The following is a 20,368-nucleotide window of genomic DNA, read 5'->3' as shown; positions in this document are numbered from 1 at the left end:
AACAACTGCGAGCTAGTTGGGTGGGGCGGTGTCGTCCATGGAACGGAAGACCTGCTGGGCGGTCTTGAAGGCGGTGTTGGCGGACGGGACGCCGCAGTAGATGGCGGTCTGCAGCAGGATTTCCTTGATTTCGTCCCTGCTCAGTCCGTTGGTGACGGCGGCGCGGATGTGCATGGCCAGTTCGTCCCAGTGGCCGTGCGCCACCATGGCCGTGATCGTGACGGCGGAACGCATCTGGCGGCTGAGTCCGGGCCGGGTCCAGATCCCGCCCCAGGCAATCCGGGTGATCATGTCCTGGAAGTCCTCGGTGAAGGAATCCTTGTTGGTGTTGGCGCGGTCCACGTGCGCGGCACCCAGGACCTCGCGGCGGACCGTCATGCCGCCGTCGTAGATTTCCTGGCTGGTGGCGTCCGGCTGGACCACCCCGTTGCGCGCTGCGCCGCTCTTCCCGGTGCCGTTTCCGCCGCGGCCGGTCATTTCCCGGCCCCTGCGGACTCGGCCCAGGTGATCAGGGTGCGCAGCAGGTCGGCGACGTGGCCCGGCGCTTCGAACGGCGCCAGGTGGGCCACGCCCGCCAGGGTCGCCGCGTTCGCGGTGCCGCCGCCGGCGGTGATGCCGGCGGCGATCTCCTCGGCGAACGACGGCGGAGCGACGGTGTCCTCGGCGCCGGCCAGGGCCTGGGTGGGGACCCGGATACTGCCCAGTTGGCTCCGCACGTCGAAGCCGGCGAGGGCCTCGCAGCAGAACGCGTAGCTGAAGCGGTCCGCGTCGCGCAGGGTGTGCAGCAGGCGGCTGCTGCGCTCGGGCTCGCGTTCCATGAAACCCGGCGCGAACCAGCGCTGCGCGGAGCCCACGACCATCACCGGGGTGCCCTGGGTGCGGACGGTCTGGGCCCGTTCCAGCCAGCCTTCCGGGGTGCCGATTTTCGCGCCGGTGCACTGCACGGACAGGCTCTTGAGCCGTTCGCCGTGCTTGATGCCCAACTGCAGGCCGGTGGCGCCGCCGAGTGAGACACCGGCGTAGTGGAAGCGCGCGCCGGGGGCGATCGAATCGACCAGCTCGACGACGGCGTCGGCCAGTTCGGCGACGGTGAAGGTCTCCGCGGCGGCCGGTGAGATGCCGTGGCCGGGCAGGTCCCAGGCGACGACGTCGACGTCGTCGCCGAGCAGGGCGCCGGCTTGGCTCCAGAGCAGGGTGGAGGTGCCCAGGGACGGGCCCACCACGAGGAGGGGCCGCTCGCCGAGCTCGCGGACGGGTGAGAGCAGGACGGCCTTGACGGTTGGTCTAACCACGGTTGGCACCTTTCGCTTCGGTCGGTTCAGCTGGTTCAGGGGGGTGGGCGGGAGGTCCGGCGAAGTCGGGCCACGCCGCGAGGATCCGCCGCGAGATTTCGGCTGCCTGGCCAAGGTAGTTGGCCGGGTCCAGCAGTTCCTCGATCCGCCGGTCGGAGAGCTGTTCGGCCGGGACGGCGGCCCGGAGCAGCTTCCGGTAGGTGTCCGGCTGGTCTGCCGCGGGCACCTGGAGGGCCTGGCCCACGACGTCCTGGAGCCGGCGCCGGCCGTCGATTCCCAGCAGTGGCCCGACGGCGGCGGTCACCGCCTCGGACAGCAGCAGCGGACCGGACAGGTCGAGGTTCCGCCGCATCGCCGCCGGGAAGACCTGCAGACCTTCGGTCAGTTCGCGGAGCTGGCCGGCGGCGCCGAGGGCCAGGCGGAGCAGGGAACGCAGTGCGGGCCACTCACTGTGCCAGGCGCCGTCGGCGCGTTCGTCGTTGAAATTGGCTGCCGCGAGGTGCAGCTGGGCCGCCAGCGCCGGTGCCTGCAGCGCGGCGCTGCGCACCAGCACCGACAGTACCGGGTTTTGTTTTTGCGGCATGGCCGAGGAGCCGCCGCGGCCCGCGGCCCGGGGCTCGGCGAGCTCCGCGACCTCGGGCCGGCTCAGGAACAAGACGTCGGCAGCGATCTTGCCCGCGGCGTCCGTCACGGCGGCCAGGGCGTCGCCGAGCGCGGTGACCGCGAGCCGGTTGGTGTGCCACGGCGCCGGGGCCGCGGCCAGGCCGAGCCGGGCGGCGAGCCGGTCGGCGAGGTCCAGGGGCGTCAGCGCGGAGCCGTCGGTCAGCACGGTGCCGGCGGCCAGCGTCCCGGCCGCTCCGCCGGTTTGCACGGGCAGCTCCAGGGCGCCGAGCCGGCGGGCTGCGGCGGCGAGCCCGTGGAACCATTGCGCTGCCTTCAGTCCGAAGCTGAACGGCAGCGAGTGCTGCGTCAGGCTCCGGCCTACGCAGAGGGTCTGCTGGTGCCGTGCGGCGAGGCCGGCGAGGGCCGCCGTCGCGCGGGTTACGTCGGTGAGCAGTTCCCGGACGGCTCCGGCGGCCAGCAGCATCAATGCGGTGTCAAGCACGTCCTGGCTGGTCAGCGAGGTGTGTACGGCCCGCGCGGCGCCGATCCCGGCGGTGTCGAGGGCCGTGACCTGCGTACGGAGGTCCGCGAGCAGCGGGATCACCGGGTTGCCGCCGCCCTGGGCGCGGACGGCGATGCCGGCGACGTCGTAGCGCTCCACGCCGGCGGCGGCCGCCACGAGGGCCGCCGCCCCGGCCGGGGCGAGCGACGCCTCTTCGAGGACGGCCGCCCAGCCGGCTTCGACGCGGAGAATGGCGGCGAGCACCGCCCGGTCGCCGGTCAGCGCCGCCACCGCCGGCGACGCCGACACCGGGCTCAGCAGACCGAAGTCGCCGTCCCGGCCGGCGCCGCCGTCTGAGTACGGGGTCGTCACTTCGAGGCGTCCCCTGCACTGTCGGCTCCCGCGCTGGCTCCGTCGAAGTCGAGGAACACCGTCTCGTCGTCGCCCTGCAGCCGGATGTCCCAGCTGAGGCCGCCGTCGGGGTCGCGCCGCGCGATTAGGGTCTGGCGGCGTTCGGGCTCGAGCGAGGCGAGCAGCGGGTCCGCGGCCAGGGCCTCCTCGTTCTCCGGCAGGTAGACCCGGGTGAACAGCCGGTTCATCAGGCCGCGGGCGAAGACGACCACGGAGATGAACGGCGCGGCTCCCGGCTCGGTGGGGCCCGGGTTGACCGTGGTGAAGGTGAAGACACCCGTGTTGCCCACTGCGCTGCGGCCGAAGCCGGTGAAGGTGTAGCCGTCGCGCACCAGCGAGCCGGGGCGCTGCGGGACCTTCCCCTCGGCGTCGGCCTGCCAGATCTCCAGGATGGCGTCCGGGACGGGGTGCCCGGCGCCGTCGTAGACCGTGCCCTGCAGGCGGATGGAGCCGGCCGAACCGGGGGCCAGCAGCTCGCGGTCCTTGGCGTACGGCAAGGCGTAGCCGTAGAACGGGCCGACGGTCTGGCCGGGGGTCGGAATCAGTTTCGTGGGGTTACTCATGGTCGTCACCTTCCGCGCCCAAGGCCTCGTTTTCGGTCCAGGTCCGCTTGGACCCGGTCAGCACAATGTCCCAGTTGTAGGCCAGCGCCCATTCCGGTTTGGTCTGGTCGTGGTTGTAGGTGGCAACCAGGCGGTCCCGCGCGTCCTGGTCCACGATCGACTGGTAGATCGGGTCCAGGGCGAAGAGCGCGTCGCCGGGGAAATACATCTGCGTGACGATCCGCTGGGTGAACTCCTGGCCGAAGAGGGAGAAGTGGATGTGGGCGGGGCGCCAGGCGTTCAGGTGGTTCTTCCACGGGTAGGCGCCGGGCTTGATCGTGGTGAAGCTGTAGGACCCGTCGGCGCCGGTGATGCAGCGGCCGACGCCGGTGAAGTTCGGGTCGAGCGGTGCCGGGTGCTGGTCACGCTTGTGGATGTAGCGGCCGGCGGAGTTGGCCTGCCAGATTTCCACGAGCTGGCCCGCCACGGGCCGGCCGTCGCCGTCGAGCACCCGGCCGGAGACCAGGATCCGCTCGCCCAGGGGTTCGCCGTTGTGCTGGATGGTGAGGTCGGCTTCCAGGGCGTGCACGTCCATGTGCCCGAACGCGGGCGAGTACAGCTCAATGGTCTCCGGGTCCGCGTGCTGCAGGCTCTTGGTCGGGTGGCGCAGGATGCTGCTGCGGTACGGGGCGTAGTCCAGCCTGGGCTGGGTTTCCGCCGGGGCGCCGTTCTGGCGGGCCTGGGCGTAGGCCTCGCCGAGGGCTTTCATCTCATCGCTGAGGATCTGTTGCGATTCCGCGGCGGTATCCAGGGCCGGAACTGCCTTTGCGGCGGCCTTCGTCGGGGCTTCGGGCGCTGCGTCGGACACGTCTTCGGTGATCGGGTCCGCGTTGAAAATTTCGAGGTTGATTTCTTCAGGCACAGCAGCCTCCTTTCGTTGGGTTGGGTGGGACGGTCCTGACCGGTGGGGTCAGGCGGTGAGTTTCAGCTGGTGCAGGTGGTCGTATTGGACGGCGTGCCGGACCGGGGCGTTGGGGGCGCCGTAGCCGTCGTAGGAGCCGCGGCGTTCCACCATTTCGAAAAACACGCTGCCCGCCGTGGCGGTGTAGAAGTGCAGGAACTCGCCGTCGGCGTCGCGGTCATAGAGCAGGTTCAGCTCGCGCAGGGTGGCCAGGAACGCAGGGTCCAGGTCGAAGCGGGCAGCCAGGTCCTCGTAATAGTTCGCCGGGATGCGCAGGAACTCCAGGCCGCGGCTGCGGGCGGCGCGGGCCGTCGCCACGAGGTCGTGCACCGCGAAGGCGATGTGTTCCTGGTAGGTCCGGCGCGGTGCGGCGCCGGCGGAGTCGGACTCCGGGCCGCCCTCCTGCTGGAGCAGCGGCGCCAGGTTCAGCACCAGCCGCACGCCCCGGTCGCGGGTGGTCATCACCTGGGACCGGACCAAACCGGTGGGGCTGGCCACCTCGGCGTACGGCTGCGGTTCCAGGGCCAGCGCACTGGTGTAGAAGAGCACAGCCTCGTCGAAATGCTGCCAGGGCTGGGCGAGGTTGATGTGGTCGATCAGGGCCTGCGGGGCGTCGGGCGCGCCGGGCGCGCCGCGTCCCGCGCCGGATCCCGGGTCGCCGGCCGCACCGAACTCATCGACCCAGGCAGCCGTGCCGTCCGGGCTGCCCTGGCAGAGGAACACCTCGGTGGAATCCGGGGCGGCGAAGCCCTGGAAGATTTCCTCGTTGGCCTGGCTCTTGCGCGGCACCGCGGGGGCCTTGAGCTGTTGTGCCCGGGCGGCGGCGACCACGGGGGAATCGACGTCGAAGCCGATCGCGGCAATGGCAGTCTCCGCGGCGGCGGGGGCTTCCTCGTTGATGATCACGCGCGCCTGGCCCATGGTCCACAGTTGCACGTTCTTGGTCCGGTGCCGGCCGTTGAACGCGAATCCGAGCTGGCCCAGCAAGGTTTCCAGTGCGCCGGTGTCCGCTGCCCGCACTTCGGCGAAGTTGAATCCGGCCGGTTCGGCCACCTGCGGCAACGTGGCCAGCTCCATCGGATGACGACGGCGGCCGGCGCCCCGGGCGCCCTGGCCGGCCGGTTCGCCGGCTTCAGCCAGGGAGGCATGGGCGTCCAGCCACTGGGCGCTTTGTTCCTCGAGCCAGATCAGCGAACGCATCGCGTCCACGGCGGTGCGTTCGACGTCGGACTGCCGGAAGACGTCGTTGAAGACCTCGAGGGAGACCGGGCCGGAGTAGCCGGCCCGGACCACGTGCCCCATGAACTTGGCAAGCTCGAACTGCCCCTCGCCCGGGAAGACCCGGTAGTGCCGGCTCCAGGAGAGCACGTCCAGGGACAGCTTCGGGGCGTCCGCCACCTGGACGAAGAAGATCTTGTCCGGGTTGAACCGCTCAATCGGTGCCGTGTCCCAGTCCCGGGACAGGATGTGGAAGGAGTCGAGGCAGGTGCCCAGGTTCGGGTGGTCCACCCGTTCCACCAGGCGGTAGGCGTGTTCGTAGTCATTGACGTAGCGGCCCCAGGCCAGGGCCTCGTAGGCGACCTTCACCCCGTGTTCGCCCGCCAGTGAGGCCAGCCGGGACAGCTGGGCGGCGCGCAGGTCGTCGTCGTCGATGCTGGCGGTGGCCACGTTGGAGCAGACCAGGATGGTGTCCACGCCCAGCCGGGACATGAGCCGGAACTTGGCCTCCGCGCGGCGCAGGTTGGCGGCGAGGAGGTCCTCCGGGACGCTGTCGAAGTCCCGGAAGGGCTGGTAAAGGTCGAGGCGCAGGCCCAGGTCCGCGGCCGTCGTCCGGATCTCCTCCGGGCTGAGCGAGGAGGTGACGAGATCCTGCTCGAAGATCTCGATCCCGTCGAAGCCGGCGGCGGCGCAGGCCCGCATTTTTTCCTTCAGGGTGCCGGAGAGGCAGACGGTGGCGATTCCGGTGCGCATCAGGCTGCCACCTCCTCGGCGGCCACGAGCTCCAGGAAGTGGGCACGCATACGCTCCGGGTCGGCCTCCAGGCCGGTGAAGATCCGGAAGGCGTCGGCCGCCTGGCCCACAGCCATCCGGCCGCCGTCGAGCACCTCGCAGCCCTTGGCCCGGGCCTCCCGGACGAGTTCGGTCTCGATCGGCCGGTACACAATGTCCGCAACCCAGTGCCGCGATTCCACCAGCGACACATCCAGCGGGACGCCGGGATGGGCGGCCATGCCCACGGGGGTGCAGTGCACCAGGCCGTCGGCCAGCGGCATGAGCCCGGGAAGGTCCGCCGGCGTCCGCGACGTCACTTCGGCATCCGGAAAGTAGCCGGCCAGTTCCGCCGCGCGGGCGGCGCAGCGGGCGGCGTCAGTGTCCACCAGGTCCAGCCGGCGGACACCGGCGGTCAGCAGGGCGTAGGCGACGGCCGAGCCGGCGCCGCCGGCCCCGAGTTGCACCACACGGTCCAGCTTCGCCCCGGGCAGGCCCGAGCCGAGGGCAGAGGCGAAGCCGGAGAAGTCGGTATTGTGGCCGATGAAGCGGCCATCACGGATGATCACGGTGTTGACGGCACCGAGGCGGCGGGCGTCAGGGGAGATCTCGTCCAAGTGCTCAAGCACCAGTTGCTTGCAGGGATGGGTGATGTTCAAGCCGTTGAAGCCGAGCCGGTAGGCTCCGGTGAGGAGGTTCCCGACGGCCTCGCCGGGGAGGCTGAGTTCGGTGAGGTCGATGGGCCGGTACAGGTACCGCAGGCCCTGCCGATCGCCTTCCCTTTCGTGCATGAGGGGCGTGAGCGACGGCATGACGCCATCGCCTACCAGCCCTACGAGGAAGGACTCCGCTCGGTTGCTCATCCGTCTAGCTCCTTTGACAACGGCACTCGACGGGCGGCGCTGCGAGCGGCGGCCGGCCGGGTGATGGGAATTACATTACCGTAGATGTTCACATACTGCACTAGTGTTCTCATTACGAACATCGCTACTGCTGGGGAAGTCTGGCGGAGAGCTCGGACGCCGCGGCCTGGAGCAGCGGCACGAGGGCCACCAGGGCCACCATGCTCATCCTGAAGACGGGAACGGCGGTGGCCAGCGAGGCGAACGCGTGGCCCTGGGCATTGAAGACCGGAACAGCGACGGCGCGCATGCCCAGCTCGTTTTCCTCATCCATCGTGGCGTAACCGCGCTGCCGGACCAGCTCGATCTCGGCGCGGAAGGCATCCCGGTCCGTGATTGAAAGCTCCGTCAGCGGTTCCAGCTCGAGCTCCTCCACCAGCTGGCGCCGGGTGGTGTCGTCGGCAAACGCGATGAGCGCCTTGCCCACCGAGGTGGTGTGCAGGGCGCCAAGGTGGCCCGGGTCGGAGGTGACCCGGAAGGTTTGCGGTCCGTCCACCTTGTTGACGGTGAGATGGTGGACCCCGTCGCGCACGGAGAGGATGGTGGCTTCGCCGGATTCCTCGGTGACGCGCCGCAGGATGGGCAGCGCGGTGCCAGCGAAGCCATGATGGTTGGAAACCCGCTGGCCCAGCTGGAAGACGCGCAGGCCCAGGTGGTAGCGGCGGCCGTCGGGCTCGTAGTCCACGAAGCCGTCCCTGGTAAGAGAGCCGAGCAGCCGGTAGGTGGTGCTGAAGGGAAGGTCGGCGCGGCGCGAAAGCCCGGCGGCACTGGCCCCGCGCGGCTCGTCGCCCAGCAGTACCAGCAGGCCCAGGGCCTTGCCCACCATGTCGGTGCGGGATTCCTCCCGGGCCTGCCGCGTGGGTTTTTCCGGCCCGTCAACCGCGTCGTCGGGATCGATGGCCGGCTCTGTGTCTTGGTTCACACTCATGTATCGATATTGCCACATGGTGAGAGCTATTGCTAGATGATGATTATTTTTTTTGACAAGTGATCGCCCTCACAGCCATGCTGGTTACATCGCACAAGTAGCTCCCACCATGTGGCTACTAGTCCGGGTCTTTCCTCGGTCCACCGGCTGCCGCACAATTGAAGCCACCGGCCGGCGGGACCTTTCCGATCCATCCGCGACAACGTCGTCACATCGAAGGAACACCATGAGCCAGACACTCCCGTCTACGACGCCGGGCACTGCCGCACCGGCCGGGACACCTAAGAAGGCAGCCCTCGCCAGCTTCCTAGGCAGCGCCGTCGAGTACTACGACTTCTTCATCTTCGGTTCCGCCGCAGCATTGATTTTTCCCAAGGTCTTCTTCCCGGACGCCGACGCGAACGCCTCGATCATGTCCTTCGCGACCTTCGGCTTCGCGTACGTGGCGCGGCCGGTCGGTGCCGTCATCCTGGGCCACTTCGGCGACCGGGTGGGCCGCCGGAAGGTCCTGATGTTCACGCTGCTCCTGATGGGCGCCTCCACGTTCGTGATCGGCTGCCTGCCCGACTTCAAGACCGTCGGCTGGTGGGCTCCCGTGCTGCTCGTGATCGCCCGGCTCTGCCAGGGCCTTTCCGCCGCCGGCGAGCAGGCCGGCGCCTCCTCCATGACCCTGGAGCACGCCCCGGACAACCGCCGATCCTTCTTCACCTCCTGGACCCTGACCGGCACCCAGGGCGGCCAGATCCTTGCCGCACTCGTTTTCATTCCGGTGCTGGCGCTCCCCGACGAGGTCAAGTACGGCATCGGCTGGCGCATCCCGTTCTGGCTTAGCGCCGTCGTCGTCATGGTCGCGTTCTTCATCCGCCGCACCCTGCACGAACCGCCGGCCTTCGCGGAAGCCCAGAAGACCGCCCAGATTTCCAAGCTCCCGGTCGCCGACCTGCTCAAGCACCACTGGCGCGACGTCCTGCGCGTGGTTGCCTGCGCCTTCATCGCCGCTGTGTCGACCGTCTTCGGGACCCTGGCCATCAGCTACGCCAAGAATGTCGCCAATGTCGACGGCACCGTCACGCTCTGGCTCGTCGTCGGCGCCAACCTCGTCGCCCTCGGCACCCAGCCGCTCTTCGGCAAGCTGGCCGACCGGATCGGCCGCAAGCCGGTCTTCATTTACGGCGCCATCGCCAGCGCGGTGTTGACTCCGGTGTTCCTGCTCAGCCTCGAATCCGGCAGCATCCTGCTGATGTTCCTGGCCGCCATCGGATTCTTCTCCTTCGGCTACGCGGCCTCCAACGCCGTCTGGCCCTCCTTCTACGCGGAGATGTTCAGCACCAAGGTCCGCTTCTCCGGCCTCGCGATCGGCACCCAGCTCGGCTTCCTGATGGCCGGCTTTGCCCCGGCAATCGTAGCGGCGATGGGCGGCATCAAGCCCGGCGGCTGGGTCCAGATCAGCATTTTCACCGCGATCATCTGCGCCATCGCTGCCATCTCGGCACTGACGGCCAAGGAAACCTTCAAGGTTCCCACCAAGGAGCTCGGCCTGCGCTAGGTCGTCACTCCCACTGGCAAGGCCCGGTGTGTTCACCGAACATGCCGGGCTTTTCCGTGTGCTGACGCGCGTTTCGGTGCCGTGCGGCCGGAAGACATGACGGCCTACCGCGGCCGGGCGGGCGTTCCGGGGTTGAGCCGTGCGATTGCTGTGGAGAGGACGGTGGCGAATCCGCACCACGCGGCGTAGGGAGCCAGCGCGACGCCGGCGCGGCGGTTCAAGTGGTGGGTCCGCCGGACCAGATCCGCACTGCTGAGCGCCAGCACGGCGCACTCGGCCGCGGCCAGCCACGGCCGTCGGGAGCGCCAGAAAAGCCAGCTCCACGCCGCGTTGAGGATGAGGTTTGCGGCGAGGGCGCCCTGATAGGCGCGGATCTCCCGCCTCCCGTCCTGCCCGTCGTCAGCATCCCGGCTGTCCAGCGCGACGGCGGAACTCACGGCGAGGTCCGCGTACAGCGCCGTCCAAACGACCGGGAAGGCAAGCGCGGGCGGCTGCCAGCCCGGCTTGCGCAGCCGCTGGTACCAGCGGCTGCCCGGATCTGTCGCCACCCCGCCGGCCGCTGCCGTCGCGGCGGTCGCGGCCGCGGTCCACAACACGGTCATCAGTTTCATCATTGATCCCTATTCGTCTCATGGCCGGCCCGCCTCGGCCCGGCGCGCACAGCCGCTCGTCCGCTAGCCGGGACCGGCGCCCAGCACGGCCGCCAGGTCGTAACGCACCGGCTCCTCGAGCTGGCCGTAAGTGCAGGAGCCGGGCTCCCGGTCCGGACGCCAGCGGACAAACTGGCTCGTGTGACGGAACCGTTCGCCCTCCATATGGTCATACTTCACTTCCAAGACCCGCTCCGGGCGCAGCGGAGTAAAGCTGAGGTCCTTTCCTCCGCTCCAGCGGCTTCCCTCGGAGTTGCGCGGCGTGCGGGCCCCCTCCTCCTGCTTGGCCCAGGCCCACGGATGCTCCGCAAAGTCGGTGACCAGCGGCTGAAGCTCCTCGAACAATTCCTTGCGGCGCTGCATCGGAAAGGCGCCCACGACGCCCACGCTGGCAAGCACGCCGTCGTCGTTGTACAGCCCCAACAGCAGCGAGCCGATCCGGTCCGGGCCGGAGGTGTGCACCCGGTAGCCGGCGAGCACACAGTCAGCGGTACGTTCGTGCTTGACCTTGAACATGGTGCGTTTGGCCGGTTGGTACTTCGAGTCGAGGGCCTTCGCAATAATGCCGTCCAGTCCGGCGCCCTCGAACTGTCGGAACCACCGTCCAGCGGTCTCCCGGTCCCCGGTCGCCGCGGTCAGGTGGACCGGCGCGGCACTGCCCGCGAGGGCCCGTTCCAGGGCCGCGCGGCGCTCTGCGAAAGGCCTGCCGGTGAGGTCCTCCTCGTTGAGGGCCAGCAGGTCGAAGGCGACGAAGCTCGCGGGGGTTTGCTCGGCGAGCAGACGAACCCGGCTCGCCGCGGGGTGGATCCGCTGCTGGAGCCCGTCGAAGTCGAGCCGGTCCCCCGTGGCTCCGACCAGGATGATCTCGCCGTCGACCACGCAGCGCGGCGGGAGGTTCAGTTTCAGGGCCTCCACAAGCTCCGGGAAGTAGCGGGTGAGGGGTTTGCCGTTGCGGCTGCCGATCTCCACCTCGTCGCCGTCACGGAAGATGATGGAACGGAAGCCGTCCCACTTGGGCTCGAAACTCATGGGCCCGTCGGGCAGGGCACTTACGGCTTTCGCCAGCATCGGCGCGATCGGGGGCATCAGCGGCAGTCGCATAGGGCCCATTCTGGCGTGGCAGGACGCCCGCGTCGATCCCCCCGCCGGTCCGGCGCCTTGAATTCCGGTCCGGGCCGGAAAACTAACGCACCGCTTACCGACCGGAAACGCAGCGGCAACATTGGCGCCGGACACTGGAAGGGCCGGCAAGCGCAGGCACCAGCTCCAGTCCGGGAGGCCCGCCATGTTGAAGGAAGCCAAAGCCCAAATAACCCGGGTCCGTGCCCTCGATCAGCTGCACCGCGGCGACGAGATCGAAGCCCGGCTGCGCGTCGGCCCGAATTACGACGACGTCGTGATCCGCCGCGGCAGCGTCCAAGAGACCGCACCCGGGATCGGCGTTGTCTGGATCCTGGACCGGCAGTCGGGTACCCGCAAGGCAGTCAACGCGGACGAGTGTAGCCTGTGGCGGGTGGCCTGACCCGGGCGCCGGCGCCGTCAGGAAGCATTGCCCGGTACCAGCGAATGCAGCCACTGGATGGTGCCGTCGGTGATTGGATGGGAGGCTCCGAGTGTCTCAAGGTATGAGCGCACATCGGACATCTCGGCCTCCCGGCGCGCGGCATGGACCGGTGTGCTTTCGAGGATCCGCGCTACCAGCGCCGGGCCGGACGGGCCCAGCTCCGAGGCGATCTGGCCGATGATCCAGTCCTCGGCTCCCACGGCCCTTGCGGCTGTGACGGACTCAAGGACAGTGGCCGCAAGGCCCTTCATGAAGACGCTCCGAAGCAGCTTCAGCCCGGCGGCCGCCCCGGCGTCGCGGCCCGCACTCGTCGCCGGGATCCCCCAGCCGGCCAGAACCGGCAGCAGCGCGTCCGACCCCGCGCCGCTGATCAGCAGGGGGGTTGCGATCCGGGCGCGGGGAACCGGCGCCAGGATGGCGACGTCGACGAACCCGATGCCGTGCTGCTCCGCGCGTTGGGCGAACCGCTGCTTGTCGGCGGGCCCGGCGGTGTTCAGGTCGGCGAAGATGGCTGCCGGCTCCATCGCGGGGAGGGCCTCCTCAAGGGCGGCTTCCGCGGCCCGTCCCCCGACCAGGCTCAGCACCAGGCCGGCGCCGCGCACCGCCCCGGCGATGCTGCCGGTGCGGGTGACCCCGGGCGGCGTTGCAGCGGCCATGGGATCGGTGGCCGTCACGGCCGCTCCGCGCCCGGCGAGGTCCGCGGCATAGATGCTCCCGGCCTCGCCGAGACCGAGTACTGCGACGCGCCTGCGGGCACTCCCCTCCGATGCTCCTAAGATTGTAGACAAAATGGTGTCCCGCATCGGGGTTCCTTCCTTTGTACGGTCATTTCCGGGAGTTGAGTGCAAATGTCGTCAGCAACTGGCAGTCCTTCACCGGAGGCGGCGGCCGCCCTGGACAAGCGGGTCACCGACGTCATCCGGGCCGCGATCATCCGGGGGGAGTACGCACCCAACCAGCGTCTCATCGAGGCCGACCTCAGTGCGGCGTTCTCGGCCAGCCGGGCGACTGTCCGCACCGCACTGCTCGAACTCGCGGGCGAGGGCCTGGTGGAACGCCTTCCTAACCGTGGCTCCCGGGTTCGGGCCATCTCCGTTGACGAGGCCATCGAGATCCTGGAAGTGCGGATCGGCGTCGAGGGCTTGTGCGCCGCCAAAACCGCCGCGAGCATTTCCGACGACGACGCCGCGGCCCTGGAAGGCCTGCGGGCCCGGATGATCGAGTCGGTGGCCGAGGGCGACCTGGTCGAATACTCGCGGCTGCACCTCTCCCTCGACAACCGGATCCGCGAACTCAGCCACCATGCCACCGCCGCCGACGTCCTGGCCCGGCTGCACGCCCAAAGCGTCCGGCACCAGTTCAAGTTGTCGTCACGTCCCCAGCGGGCGAAGGTCTCGGTGCTGGAGCACGCCGCGATCATTGACGCCGTCGTCGCCCGGAATCCCGACGCCGCCGAGCGGGCGGTGCGCAGCCACCTGCTCAGCGTCATCGAGGCCCTCCGCGAAGTGTCGGCGGCGGAATCCGAGGCACCCGCTACTTGACCCCGCTGTGTCTGGCAGCCGCCCGTCAGTGGGCCGCAGCACCCGCCGTGCGCCATCCGCCGTGGTACTCGGTGCGTGCCGTGACGGCGTAGGGCACAGGGCTCACGACGGCGCGCACGCTGAGCTGTTCGTGCGGTTCCACCGTGGTCTTGCGTGACCCGCCGTCGGGTTCCCCCCATACGACGCGGACCTCGGTGCCGACCTCCACGTTGGGATCCACCGTGGCCAGCGACAGGCCGCGCCGCTCGTTGGCCGTCACGCCGGTGAAGAGTGAGAGGCCCACTGCCGCGCCGTCAGCGTCCACCACCGAGTCGTAATTCGACGAGCCGTAGTTCGCATTGGGGACGTCAAAGGACTGGTAACCGGGGGTGTCGCGGTCCAGGAAGGAAGCCCAGATCTTGGCCAGGTCCTCGTCGTTCCACGCCAGCGTGACCTTCTTGCGCTGCCTGGCCGGATCGATCTTCTCGAGGGCCTCACGGCCGATAAAGTCGTGGTCGAACTTCACGAACGAACCGTAGCCGAGCTCCCACGGGGTGAGGTAGTAGTCCTCAATGTTCGGGGAGACGAACGAGCCGGCCAGGGCATTGGTCGCTTCGTAGCTCGCAGCCGGCAGCCATTGACGGTAGGCGCGTTCAGCGTCGCTGCTGTAAATCGCCGGAAGTGGGGATGGAATCCAGCCGGACTCAAGCGTGTTGGAGGAGTAGGCACGCGAGCCGCAGGGTTCGATGCCGAATTCGGCGCCGGCTTCGAGCACGGCGTCGCGGATCTTCCCGTGCTGCTCGTAGGGGCCCCAGATCTCCAGCCCCGGGGCGCCGGCCATTCCGTGCCGCAGGGTGCGCACCTGCTCGCCCGCAATCCCCAGCTGGCCCATGTGGAAGAACTTCACCTGCTCTAGCGTCGCGCCATTGAGTTTTTCGATGATCTGCCAGGCGTTCGGGCCCTGGATCTGGAAGCGGTAGTACTCGCGCCGGACGGCCTCGCCGTAGGGCCGTGACGGCGACCGGTCGTCATAAACGCATTCGACGTCGTACCCGCCGGTCTCGGCGTGGAACTGGAGCCAGTTCGCCGCGGGGGCCCGTCCGACGTAGACGAAGTCGTCCTTGGCCTGGTGGAACAGGATGCCGTCGCCGATCACGCCGCCGTTGGATGCCGTCGGCACGAACTGTTTGGCCGTGTTCACGGGGAAGTTCGCGAAGCTGTTAATGCCGGTGTCCGAGAGGAGCTTGAGCGCGTCCGGGCCCTTCATGAAGAAGTTCACCATGTGGTGGGACTGGTCGTAGAGCACTGCCGTCTCCCGCCAGGCACGCTGCTCGCGCCGCCAATTGGTGAACTCCGCAGGGACCACTGGGTAGATATACGTGCCGAGTTGGGAGTTGCGAAGCAGTTCGACGGTGTTGCCCGCCGCGTCGAGCACATCCTGCAGGGACTTCTGGGCCATCAGGTATTCTCCTTCGGTTTCATTCGGGTGCCGGGGCCGCACCGCTAGGCGGCGCGGTAGCTTTCGCGTGCGTACTGCACGAGCGCAGGGAAACACGTAGGGGCGCGATGGCGAGATGCGCAGAAGTTCAACCGGCGAGCCCAGCCGGTCGAGGGCTGCCTGCAGGCTCTGCGACACTGCGGAACATCCGTCACTGTGAACTCCTTCGTTCGGTGTGGGATGGGAAATCCAGCCAGCGCCCCTCACATCCAGATTGCTAACAAAATTGTATCCGATGCCTTGACCGAGATGCCAGAGCGTGGTTGTCTGGCACTGTCCGCGGGTGCCGGGCGGCGACGACGCGGGAACGATCCGGAAAGGACTCGAACATGGGCAACGGAGCCACCGTCCTCGTCATCAGCGCGCACGCCGGCGACTTCGTCTGGCGGGCCGGCGGGGCCATCGCCGCCGCCACCGCCCGCGGCGACCGCGCCGTCGTCGTCTGCCTCTCCTACGGCGAGCGCGGCGAATCCGCCAGCCAGTGGCTGGCGGGAAAGTCCCTGGACGAGATTAAGGCGCTCCGCCGCGGGGAGGCCGAAGCCGCGGCCGCCGCCCTCGGGGCGGAAGTCGAATTCCTCGACGCCGGCGACTACCCGCTGCTGCCGAGCCGGGAGCTGCTTGATGAACTCGTCCGGATATACCGCCGGGTGCAGCCCACCGTCGTGCTCACGCACCCGCTGCTTGACCCGTACAACGGCGACCATCCGGCGGCTGCCAGGCTGGCGATCGAGGGCAGGATTCTGGCCCAGGCAATCGGCTACGACGCCCCCGGCGAGGTGCTCGGCGCCCCGCCGGTGTTTTTCTTCGAGCCGCACCAGCCCGAGCAGTGCGACTTCAAGCCCGACGTCCTGCTCGACATCACCGCCGCCTTTCCCGCCAAAGAACGGGCGATGAAGTGCCTGCCCGCCCAGCAGCACATGTGGGACTACTACACCTCACTGGCCGTGCGCCGCGGCGTCCAGGTCAAACGCAATGCCGGCCCCAACCTCGGCCTTCCCGTGGATACCAGGGGCGAGGCCTACATGCGCTACTACCCCCAGGTCACCGAGGTCCTGGAATGAAGACCGTCGTCGTCACCGATATCGAGCGGGCCGAAGCTTCGACCGTCCACTCGCTCGGGGCGCACGGCGTGGCGACCGTGCACGAGGCGATGGGCCGCAGCGGCCTGGTCGGGGCCACCTTGCGGCCCATCCAAGACGGCGTCCGGATTGCCGGTTCAGCTGTCACGGTGCTCTGCTGGCCGGGCGACAACCTGATGATCCACGCGGCCGTGGAACAGTGCCGTGAAGGTGACGTGCTGGTGGTGACCACCACGTCGCCCTCACTGGACGGCTCGTTCGGTGAGTTGTTCGCGACGGCCCTGCAGCGCCGGGGGGTCCGCGGGCTTGTGACCACCGGCGGAGTCCGGGACACCGCCGAGCTGCGGGCGATGGGCTTTCCGGTCTGGTCCGCCGCGGTCAACGCCCAGGGCACGGTCAAAGCCACTGCCGGCTCGGTGAACGTTCCGGTCACGGTGGGCGGCGCCGTCGTGCGCCCGGGCGACGTGATGGTGGCCGACGACGACGGCGTGCTCTGCGTGCCGCGCGGTGCTGCAGGGGCCACGCTCCAGGCCGCCGACGCCCGGGTTGCGCGGGAGGCCGAGTCGCGCGCGGCGTACCGCGCCGGCGAACTCAGCCTGGACCGCAACCGGCTCCGCGGCGTGCTCGACGCCCTGGGTGTCCGCTACCTGACCGCGGCGGAGTACGAGGCCGACCATGGCCGGGATTGACGGCATTCCCTGCATTCTCATGCGCGGAGGCACCTCCAAGGGCGCCTACTTCCTCGCCTCCGACCTGCCGGCAGATCCTGACGAACGCGACGGGCTGCTGCTGCGGATCATGGGTACCCCCGACCCCCGGCAGATCGACGGGCTGGGCGGGGCCCACCCGCTCACCAGCAAGGTCGCCGTCATCTCAGCCTCCCCCGACGACGGCGCCGACGTGGACTACCTCTTCCTGCAGCTGGGCGTCGACACCGCGTTCGTGAGCAGCAGGCAGAACTGCGGCAACATCCTCGCCGGGGTGGGGCCGTTCGCTGTCGAGCGCGGTCTGGTCCCGGCCGGCGCCGGGCACACCGAGGTGCGGATCCGGATGGTCAACACCAACAGCATCGCCACCGCGCGTTTCGCCTCCCCGGCCGGCGTCGTGGACTACGACGGCGGCCTCGTGATCGACGGCGTTCCCGGCACGGCCGGTGCGATCAAGCTCGACTTCGAAGGCACCGCCGGCTCGTCGACCGGGGCCTTGTTCCCGTCAGGCAAGGTGCTGGACCGCGTGCTGGACGTGGAGATGACCTGCGTCGACAACGGCATGCCGAGCGTGCTGCTGCGTGCCGCCGATCTCGGCGTCAGCGGCGGCGAATCCCCCGATGCCCTTGAGGCCGATGCCGGCCTGGCCGGACGCCTCGCCGAGCTCCGCGCGGCCGCTGCCGCCCTGATGGGCATGGGTGACGTCAGCGCCGCCACCGTGCCGAAGCTGGTCCTACTCTCCCCTCCGCGGGCCGGGGGTGCCGTGAGCACCCGCAGCTTCCTGCCCGTGCGCGTGCACACGTCAATCGGTGTGCTCGGCGCCCTCACGGTGGCCGCGGGGGTGCTCGCCGACGGGTCGGTCGGCCATGACGTCGCGGTGCTGCCGCCGCCGGGCTCACCCTTCCGCATCGAACACCCAACCGGCCACTTCGACGTCGAGGTCGGCCTCGAGCCGGCCGTTGGCGGTTTCACCGTCACCGGTTCCGCGGCACTCCGAACAGCCCGGAAGATTTTCGAGGGGCGCGTCTTCCCGCGCCCCCGCCTCTGACACCCACCCGCAAGATAGGACTGATCCATGACCGAGCACACTTCGTTCGACGTTGCGCACCTGGGGAACGTGGAGCTGCTGACACCCGCGTTCGATAAGAGTCTGTGGTTCTTCCGCGACCTGCTCGCCATGCGCGTTGTCGCGGAAACCGGTGAAGCCGGCACCAGATCCGTGTATCTCCGGACATGGGATGAGTACCAGCTCTACACCCTGAAGCTCACCGAGTCCGACGACGCCGGCGTGGGCCGGACCTCGTTCCGCGCCACGAGCCAGGCGGCGCTTGAACGCCGGGTGGCGGCGATCGAGGCCACCGGCCTCGGGGCCGGCTGGTTGGAGGGCGAGGTGGGCACCGGCCCCGCCTATGCGTTCCGCGACCCGGATGGCCATGACCTGGCGATTTACTACGAAACCGAGCGGTACGTCGCCACCGACGACAAGCCGGCGCTGAAGAACCAGGCCTCGGCGTTTCCGGGCCGCGGAGTCAACGCCAGGCGGCTGGACCACATCAACTTCCTGGCCAAGGACGTCGTGGCCAACGGCGAATTCGTCGCCAGGGCGCTGGCGGGACGCGAGAGCGAGCGCATCAAACTCGACGACGGCGGCTACGCCGCCTGGTGGTTCCACTTCAACAACAAGTCCTACGACATTGTCTACTCCGATGACTGGCTCAAGCACGGCAACCGGCTGCACCACGTCGCCTTCGCCCCCGACACCCGGGAGGACATCCTCAAGGCGGCGGACATCTTCCTCGAGAACGGCATCCACATCGAGTCGGGCCCGCACAAACACGCGATCAACCAGACCTTCTTCCTTTACGTCTGGGAGCCCGGCGGCAACCGGATCGAACTGGCCAACGCCGGAGCCCGGCTGCTGTTGGATCCCGACTCTCCGGTGGTGGAATGGACCCAGGAGGAGCGTAAGAAAGGCCAGGCCTGGGGTATGAAAACGATCGAAACATTCCACACCCACGGAACCCCCAACGTTTCCGCCGATGCAACGCAACTATCCGCCAGTTCAGCACAAGCCAAGCCAGCACAGACCAGTCCAGCACAGAGAGGTGCGCAGTCATGACCAGCCCAGCAGACACGGACGCGCCGGTAACTACCGGCCTGTACATCGGGGGACGCGAGCGCCAGGCCGGCTCGACCCTGGAGATCGTCGACCCGGGAAAGCCCGGGGCCATCGTCGGGCACGCCGCCGCGGCCGGTGCCCCCGACGTCGACGATGCCATTGCGGCGGCGAAGGCGGCCTACCCCGGGTGGTCTGCGCTCAGCGCCCAGGAGCGCGCGGAACTCATGCGCGCCGCACTCGAGGGCATCGCCGCCTTCCGCGACGAGGACGCCGCCATCCTGTCCCGGGAAAACGGGAAGATCCGTCAGGAGGCCTGGGTCGACTCCCTGGTGTTCGAGATCCGGTGGAACCTCGCCCTGGCCCTGGCCGGCGACGTGGACGCCACCACGGTGCTCCCGCCTGCCCCGGGAATCCCGGTCACCACCACGGTCGCGTTCCAGCCGCTCGGCGTGGTGACGGTCATCGTGCCGTTCAACTGGCCCATCGCCATCCTCGCCGCTTCGTTGCCGCACGCTCTGTTGGCCGGCAATACCGCCATCGTGAAGCCCCCGCCCACCGCGCCGCTTGCGACAGCCCGGGTGGTCCAGCGGATCGCCGAAAAGCTGCCGCCCGGCGTCCTCAACGTCGTCACCGGCAAGGACGCCGACATGGCAGCCCTCATCACCAGCACCGACGTCGCCAAGGTCTGCTTCACCGGCAGCGTCGGCGGCGGCAAACGCATCATGGAGATGGCCAGCAAATCACTGACCCGGGTGACGCTCGAACTTGGCGGCAATGACCCCGCCGTCGTTCTCGAGGACGCCATCCTCGATGACACCCACCTTGACCGCATGTACGCCGCCATCTTCGACACCACCGGCCAGATCTGCATGAACGCGAAGCGGATCTACGTACACCGTTCGCGCCTGGACGAGCTGGCCGTGGGGCTGTCGAGCCGGCTGGAAGCGGCCGTGATCGGTTACGGGCTGGACGAAGGAACCACGATGGGCCCGCTGCACTCCCCGGCACAGAAGGCCTTCGTCGCCGGCCTCATCGAGGAAGCGAAGGCTGCCGGCGCCGACGTCAGGGAGTTTGGGACGCTGCCCGCGGACCCGGATCTGCAGGGCGGAAACTTCCTGCGTCCGGCGCTGGTCGTCGACCCGGACCCTGCGCTGCGCGTGGTGACCCAGGAGCAATTCGGGCCGGTCATCCCCCTGCTGCCGTTCGATACCGAGGATGAGGCGGTCGAAGCGGCGAACGCGGGCTGGGCGGGCCTCTGCGCCTCGGTATGGACCGCCGAGGCCGCGACGGCGGACCGGGTGGGCAGAAAACTGGTGTGCGGTTACGTGTGGGTCAACGACCATGGCGCCACGCGGCTTGACCTGCGCGCTCCGTTCGGCGGCATGAAGCAATCCGGCATGGGCCGGGAGCAGGGAATCGACGGCGTCCGGGCATTCCAGGACACCCGCGCGATCGCCCACCTCGAACCCGCGGCCCCGGCGGGGGACTGAGCGGCTGCCCCGGACCCGGTGAGTGCTGCCGGCGGCCGGGTGCCTGCCGGCCGCCGGCAGCACTG

The 20,368-nt window shown here is 69.1% G+C and carries 20 protein-coding genes; 8 read left to right on the top strand and 12 right to left on the bottom strand.

Translation table 11 applies throughout. The features are described 5' to 3' along the window. Positions 1–12: 12 nt before the first annotated feature. The 8 genes from pcaC to AC1DGI_RS04225 all read right to left on the bottom strand — a co-directional run bounded on the left by pcaC (position 13) and on the right by AC1DGI_RS04225 (position 8,130). Positions 13–477 (bottom strand): 4-carboxymuconolactone decarboxylase, encoded by a 465-nt coding sequence (gene pcaC / locus AC1DGI_RS04260; protein ID WP_476897893.1) that lies wholly within the window; start codon positions 475–477, stop codon positions 13–15. Further along, entirely contained in the window at positions 474–1,292 is an 819-nt protein-coding gene (locus AC1DGI_RS04255; protein WP_476897892.1) for an alpha/beta fold hydrolase, read from the bottom strand. Before AC1DGI_RS04255 ends, pcaC begins: the two co-directional genes overlap by 4 nt. Further along, positions 1,285–2,769 carry a lyase family protein gene (locus AC1DGI_RS04250; protein WP_476897891.1) on the bottom strand — a complete coding sequence of 495 codons (1,485 nt, stop codon included), beginning with the start codon at positions 2,767–2,769 and terminating at the stop codon, positions 1,285–1,287. The genes AC1DGI_RS04255 and AC1DGI_RS04250 overlap by 8 nt, the downstream gene beginning before the upstream one ends. Continuing rightward, positions 2,766–3,371, bottom strand: coding sequence for a protocatechuate 3,4-dioxygenase subunit alpha (gene pcaG, locus AC1DGI_RS04245; protein ID WP_476897890.1), 606 nt, complete (start codon positions 3,369–3,371; stop codon positions 2,766–2,768). Before pcaG ends, AC1DGI_RS04250 begins: the two co-directional genes overlap by 4 nt. Further along, positions 3,364–4,272 (bottom strand): protocatechuate 3,4-dioxygenase subunit beta, encoded by a 909-nt coding sequence (pcaH, locus tag AC1DGI_RS04240; RefSeq protein WP_476897889.1) that lies wholly within the window; start codon positions 4,270–4,272, stop codon positions 3,364–3,366. The genes pcaG and pcaH overlap by 8 nt, the downstream gene beginning before the upstream one ends. Before the next feature lie 48 nt (positions 4,273–4,320). After that, complete coding sequence (locus tag AC1DGI_RS04235) at positions 4,321–6,282, bottom strand: TIM barrel protein (protein WP_476897888.1); 1,962 nt, start codon at positions 6,280–6,282, stop codon at positions 4,321–4,323. Further along, a complete protein-coding gene (locus AC1DGI_RS04230; RefSeq protein WP_441400276.1) occupies positions 6,282–7,163 on the bottom strand; it encodes a shikimate dehydrogenase in 882 nt (293 codons plus the stop codon). The genes AC1DGI_RS04235 and AC1DGI_RS04230 overlap by 1 nt, the downstream gene beginning before the upstream one ends. A 124-nt stretch (positions 7,164–7,287) precedes the next feature. Then, the gene (locus AC1DGI_RS04225) at positions 7,288–8,130 is read right to left on the bottom strand and encodes an IclR family transcriptional regulator (protein WP_476897887.1); all 843 of its coding nucleotides are present in this window, start codon (positions 8,128–8,130) and stop codon (positions 7,288–7,290) included. 226 nt (positions 8,131–8,356) lie between these two features. Between AC1DGI_RS04225 and AC1DGI_RS04220 the strand changes: the two genes are divergently transcribed. After that, entirely contained in the window at positions 8,357–9,676 is a 1,320-nt protein-coding gene (locus AC1DGI_RS04220) for an MFS transporter (protein ID WP_476897886.1), read from the top strand. A 104-nt stretch (positions 9,677–9,780) separates the two neighbouring features. Here AC1DGI_RS04220 and AC1DGI_RS04215 read toward each other — a convergent pair whose 3' ends face one another. Together AC1DGI_RS04215 and AC1DGI_RS04210 are read right to left on the bottom strand one after the other, a co-directional pair. Then, positions 9,781–10,290: a TspO/MBR family protein gene (locus AC1DGI_RS04215; protein WP_476897885.1), complete on the bottom strand. Its 510-nt coding sequence runs from the start codon at positions 10,288–10,290 to the stop codon at positions 9,781–9,783. 60 nt (positions 10,291–10,350) lie between these two features. After that, positions 10,351–11,427 (bottom strand): ATP-dependent DNA ligase, encoded by a 1,077-nt coding sequence (locus AC1DGI_RS04210; protein ID WP_476897884.1) that lies wholly within the window; start codon positions 11,425–11,427, stop codon positions 10,351–10,353. A gap of 184 nt (positions 11,428–11,611) precedes the next feature. Here AC1DGI_RS04210 and AC1DGI_RS04205 point away from each other — a divergent pair, with 184 nt between their 5' ends. Further along, positions 11,612–11,848, top strand: coding sequence for a hypothetical protein (locus AC1DGI_RS04205; RefSeq protein ID WP_441401868.1), 237 nt, complete (start codon positions 11,612–11,614; stop codon positions 11,846–11,848). A gap of 17 nt (positions 11,849–11,865) precedes the next feature. Here the strand turns inward: AC1DGI_RS04205 and AC1DGI_RS04200 are convergent, their stop codons facing one another. Then, complete coding sequence (locus AC1DGI_RS04200; RefSeq protein ID WP_476897883.1) at positions 11,866–12,693, bottom strand: NAD(P)-dependent oxidoreductase; 828 nt, start codon at positions 12,691–12,693, stop codon at positions 11,866–11,868. A 45-nt stretch (positions 12,694–12,738) separates the two neighbouring features. Between AC1DGI_RS04200 and AC1DGI_RS04195 the strand changes: the two genes are divergently transcribed. Further along, on the top strand, positions 12,739–13,431 hold the full coding sequence (locus tag AC1DGI_RS04195) for a GntR family transcriptional regulator (protein ID WP_476897882.1): 693 nt from the start codon (positions 12,739–12,741) through the stop codon (positions 13,429–13,431). A 25-nt stretch (positions 13,432–13,456) separates the two neighbouring features. Here the strand turns inward: AC1DGI_RS04195 and ligM are convergent, their stop codons facing one another. After that, positions 13,457–14,869: a vanillate/3-O-methylgallate O-demethylase gene (ligM, locus tag AC1DGI_RS04190; protein WP_476897881.1), complete on the bottom strand. Its 1,413-nt coding sequence runs from the start codon at positions 14,867–14,869 to the stop codon at positions 13,457–13,459. A gap of 368 nt (positions 14,870–15,237) precedes the next feature. On the opposite strand from ligM, the gene AC1DGI_RS04185 reads away from it, so the two are divergent. The 5 genes from AC1DGI_RS04185 to AC1DGI_RS04165 are packed head-to-tail and all read left to right on the top strand — an operon-like array spanning position 15,238 to position 20,303. After that, positions 15,238–15,969 carry a PIG-L deacetylase family protein gene (locus AC1DGI_RS04185; RefSeq protein WP_476897880.1) on the top strand — a complete coding sequence of 244 codons (732 nt, stop codon included), beginning with the start codon at positions 15,238–15,240 and terminating at the stop codon, positions 15,967–15,969. Continuing rightward, the gene (locus AC1DGI_RS04180) at positions 15,966–16,676 is read left to right on the top strand and encodes a 4-carboxy-4-hydroxy-2-oxoadipate aldolase/oxaloacetate decarboxylase (RefSeq protein ID WP_441401873.1); all 711 of its coding nucleotides are present in this window, start codon (positions 15,966–15,968) and stop codon (positions 16,674–16,676) included. Before AC1DGI_RS04185 ends, AC1DGI_RS04180 begins: the two co-directional genes overlap by 4 nt. Then, positions 16,663–17,742: a 4-oxalomesaconate tautomerase gene (locus AC1DGI_RS04175; RefSeq protein WP_476897879.1), complete on the top strand. Its 1,080-nt coding sequence runs from the start codon at positions 16,663–16,665 to the stop codon at positions 17,740–17,742. The genes AC1DGI_RS04180 and AC1DGI_RS04175 overlap by 14 nt, the downstream gene beginning before the upstream one ends. Before the next feature lie 27 nt (positions 17,743–17,769). After that, positions 17,770–18,813: a VOC family protein gene (locus tag AC1DGI_RS04170; protein ID WP_476897878.1), complete on the top strand. Its 1,044-nt coding sequence runs from the start codon at positions 17,770–17,772 to the stop codon at positions 18,811–18,813. Further along, complete coding sequence (locus tag AC1DGI_RS04165; RefSeq protein WP_476897877.1) at positions 18,810–20,303, top strand: aldehyde dehydrogenase family protein; 1,494 nt, start codon at positions 18,810–18,812, stop codon at positions 20,301–20,303. The genes AC1DGI_RS04170 and AC1DGI_RS04165 overlap by 4 nt, the downstream gene beginning before the upstream one ends. Positions 20,304–20,368: the final 65 nt, after the last annotated feature.

It is taken from the genome of Arthrobacter sp. 05N428_2 (assembly GCF_056397065.1).
Note: the sequence above shows the minus strand (reverse complement) of the source record. Positions and strands in the feature narration are given on the sequence as shown.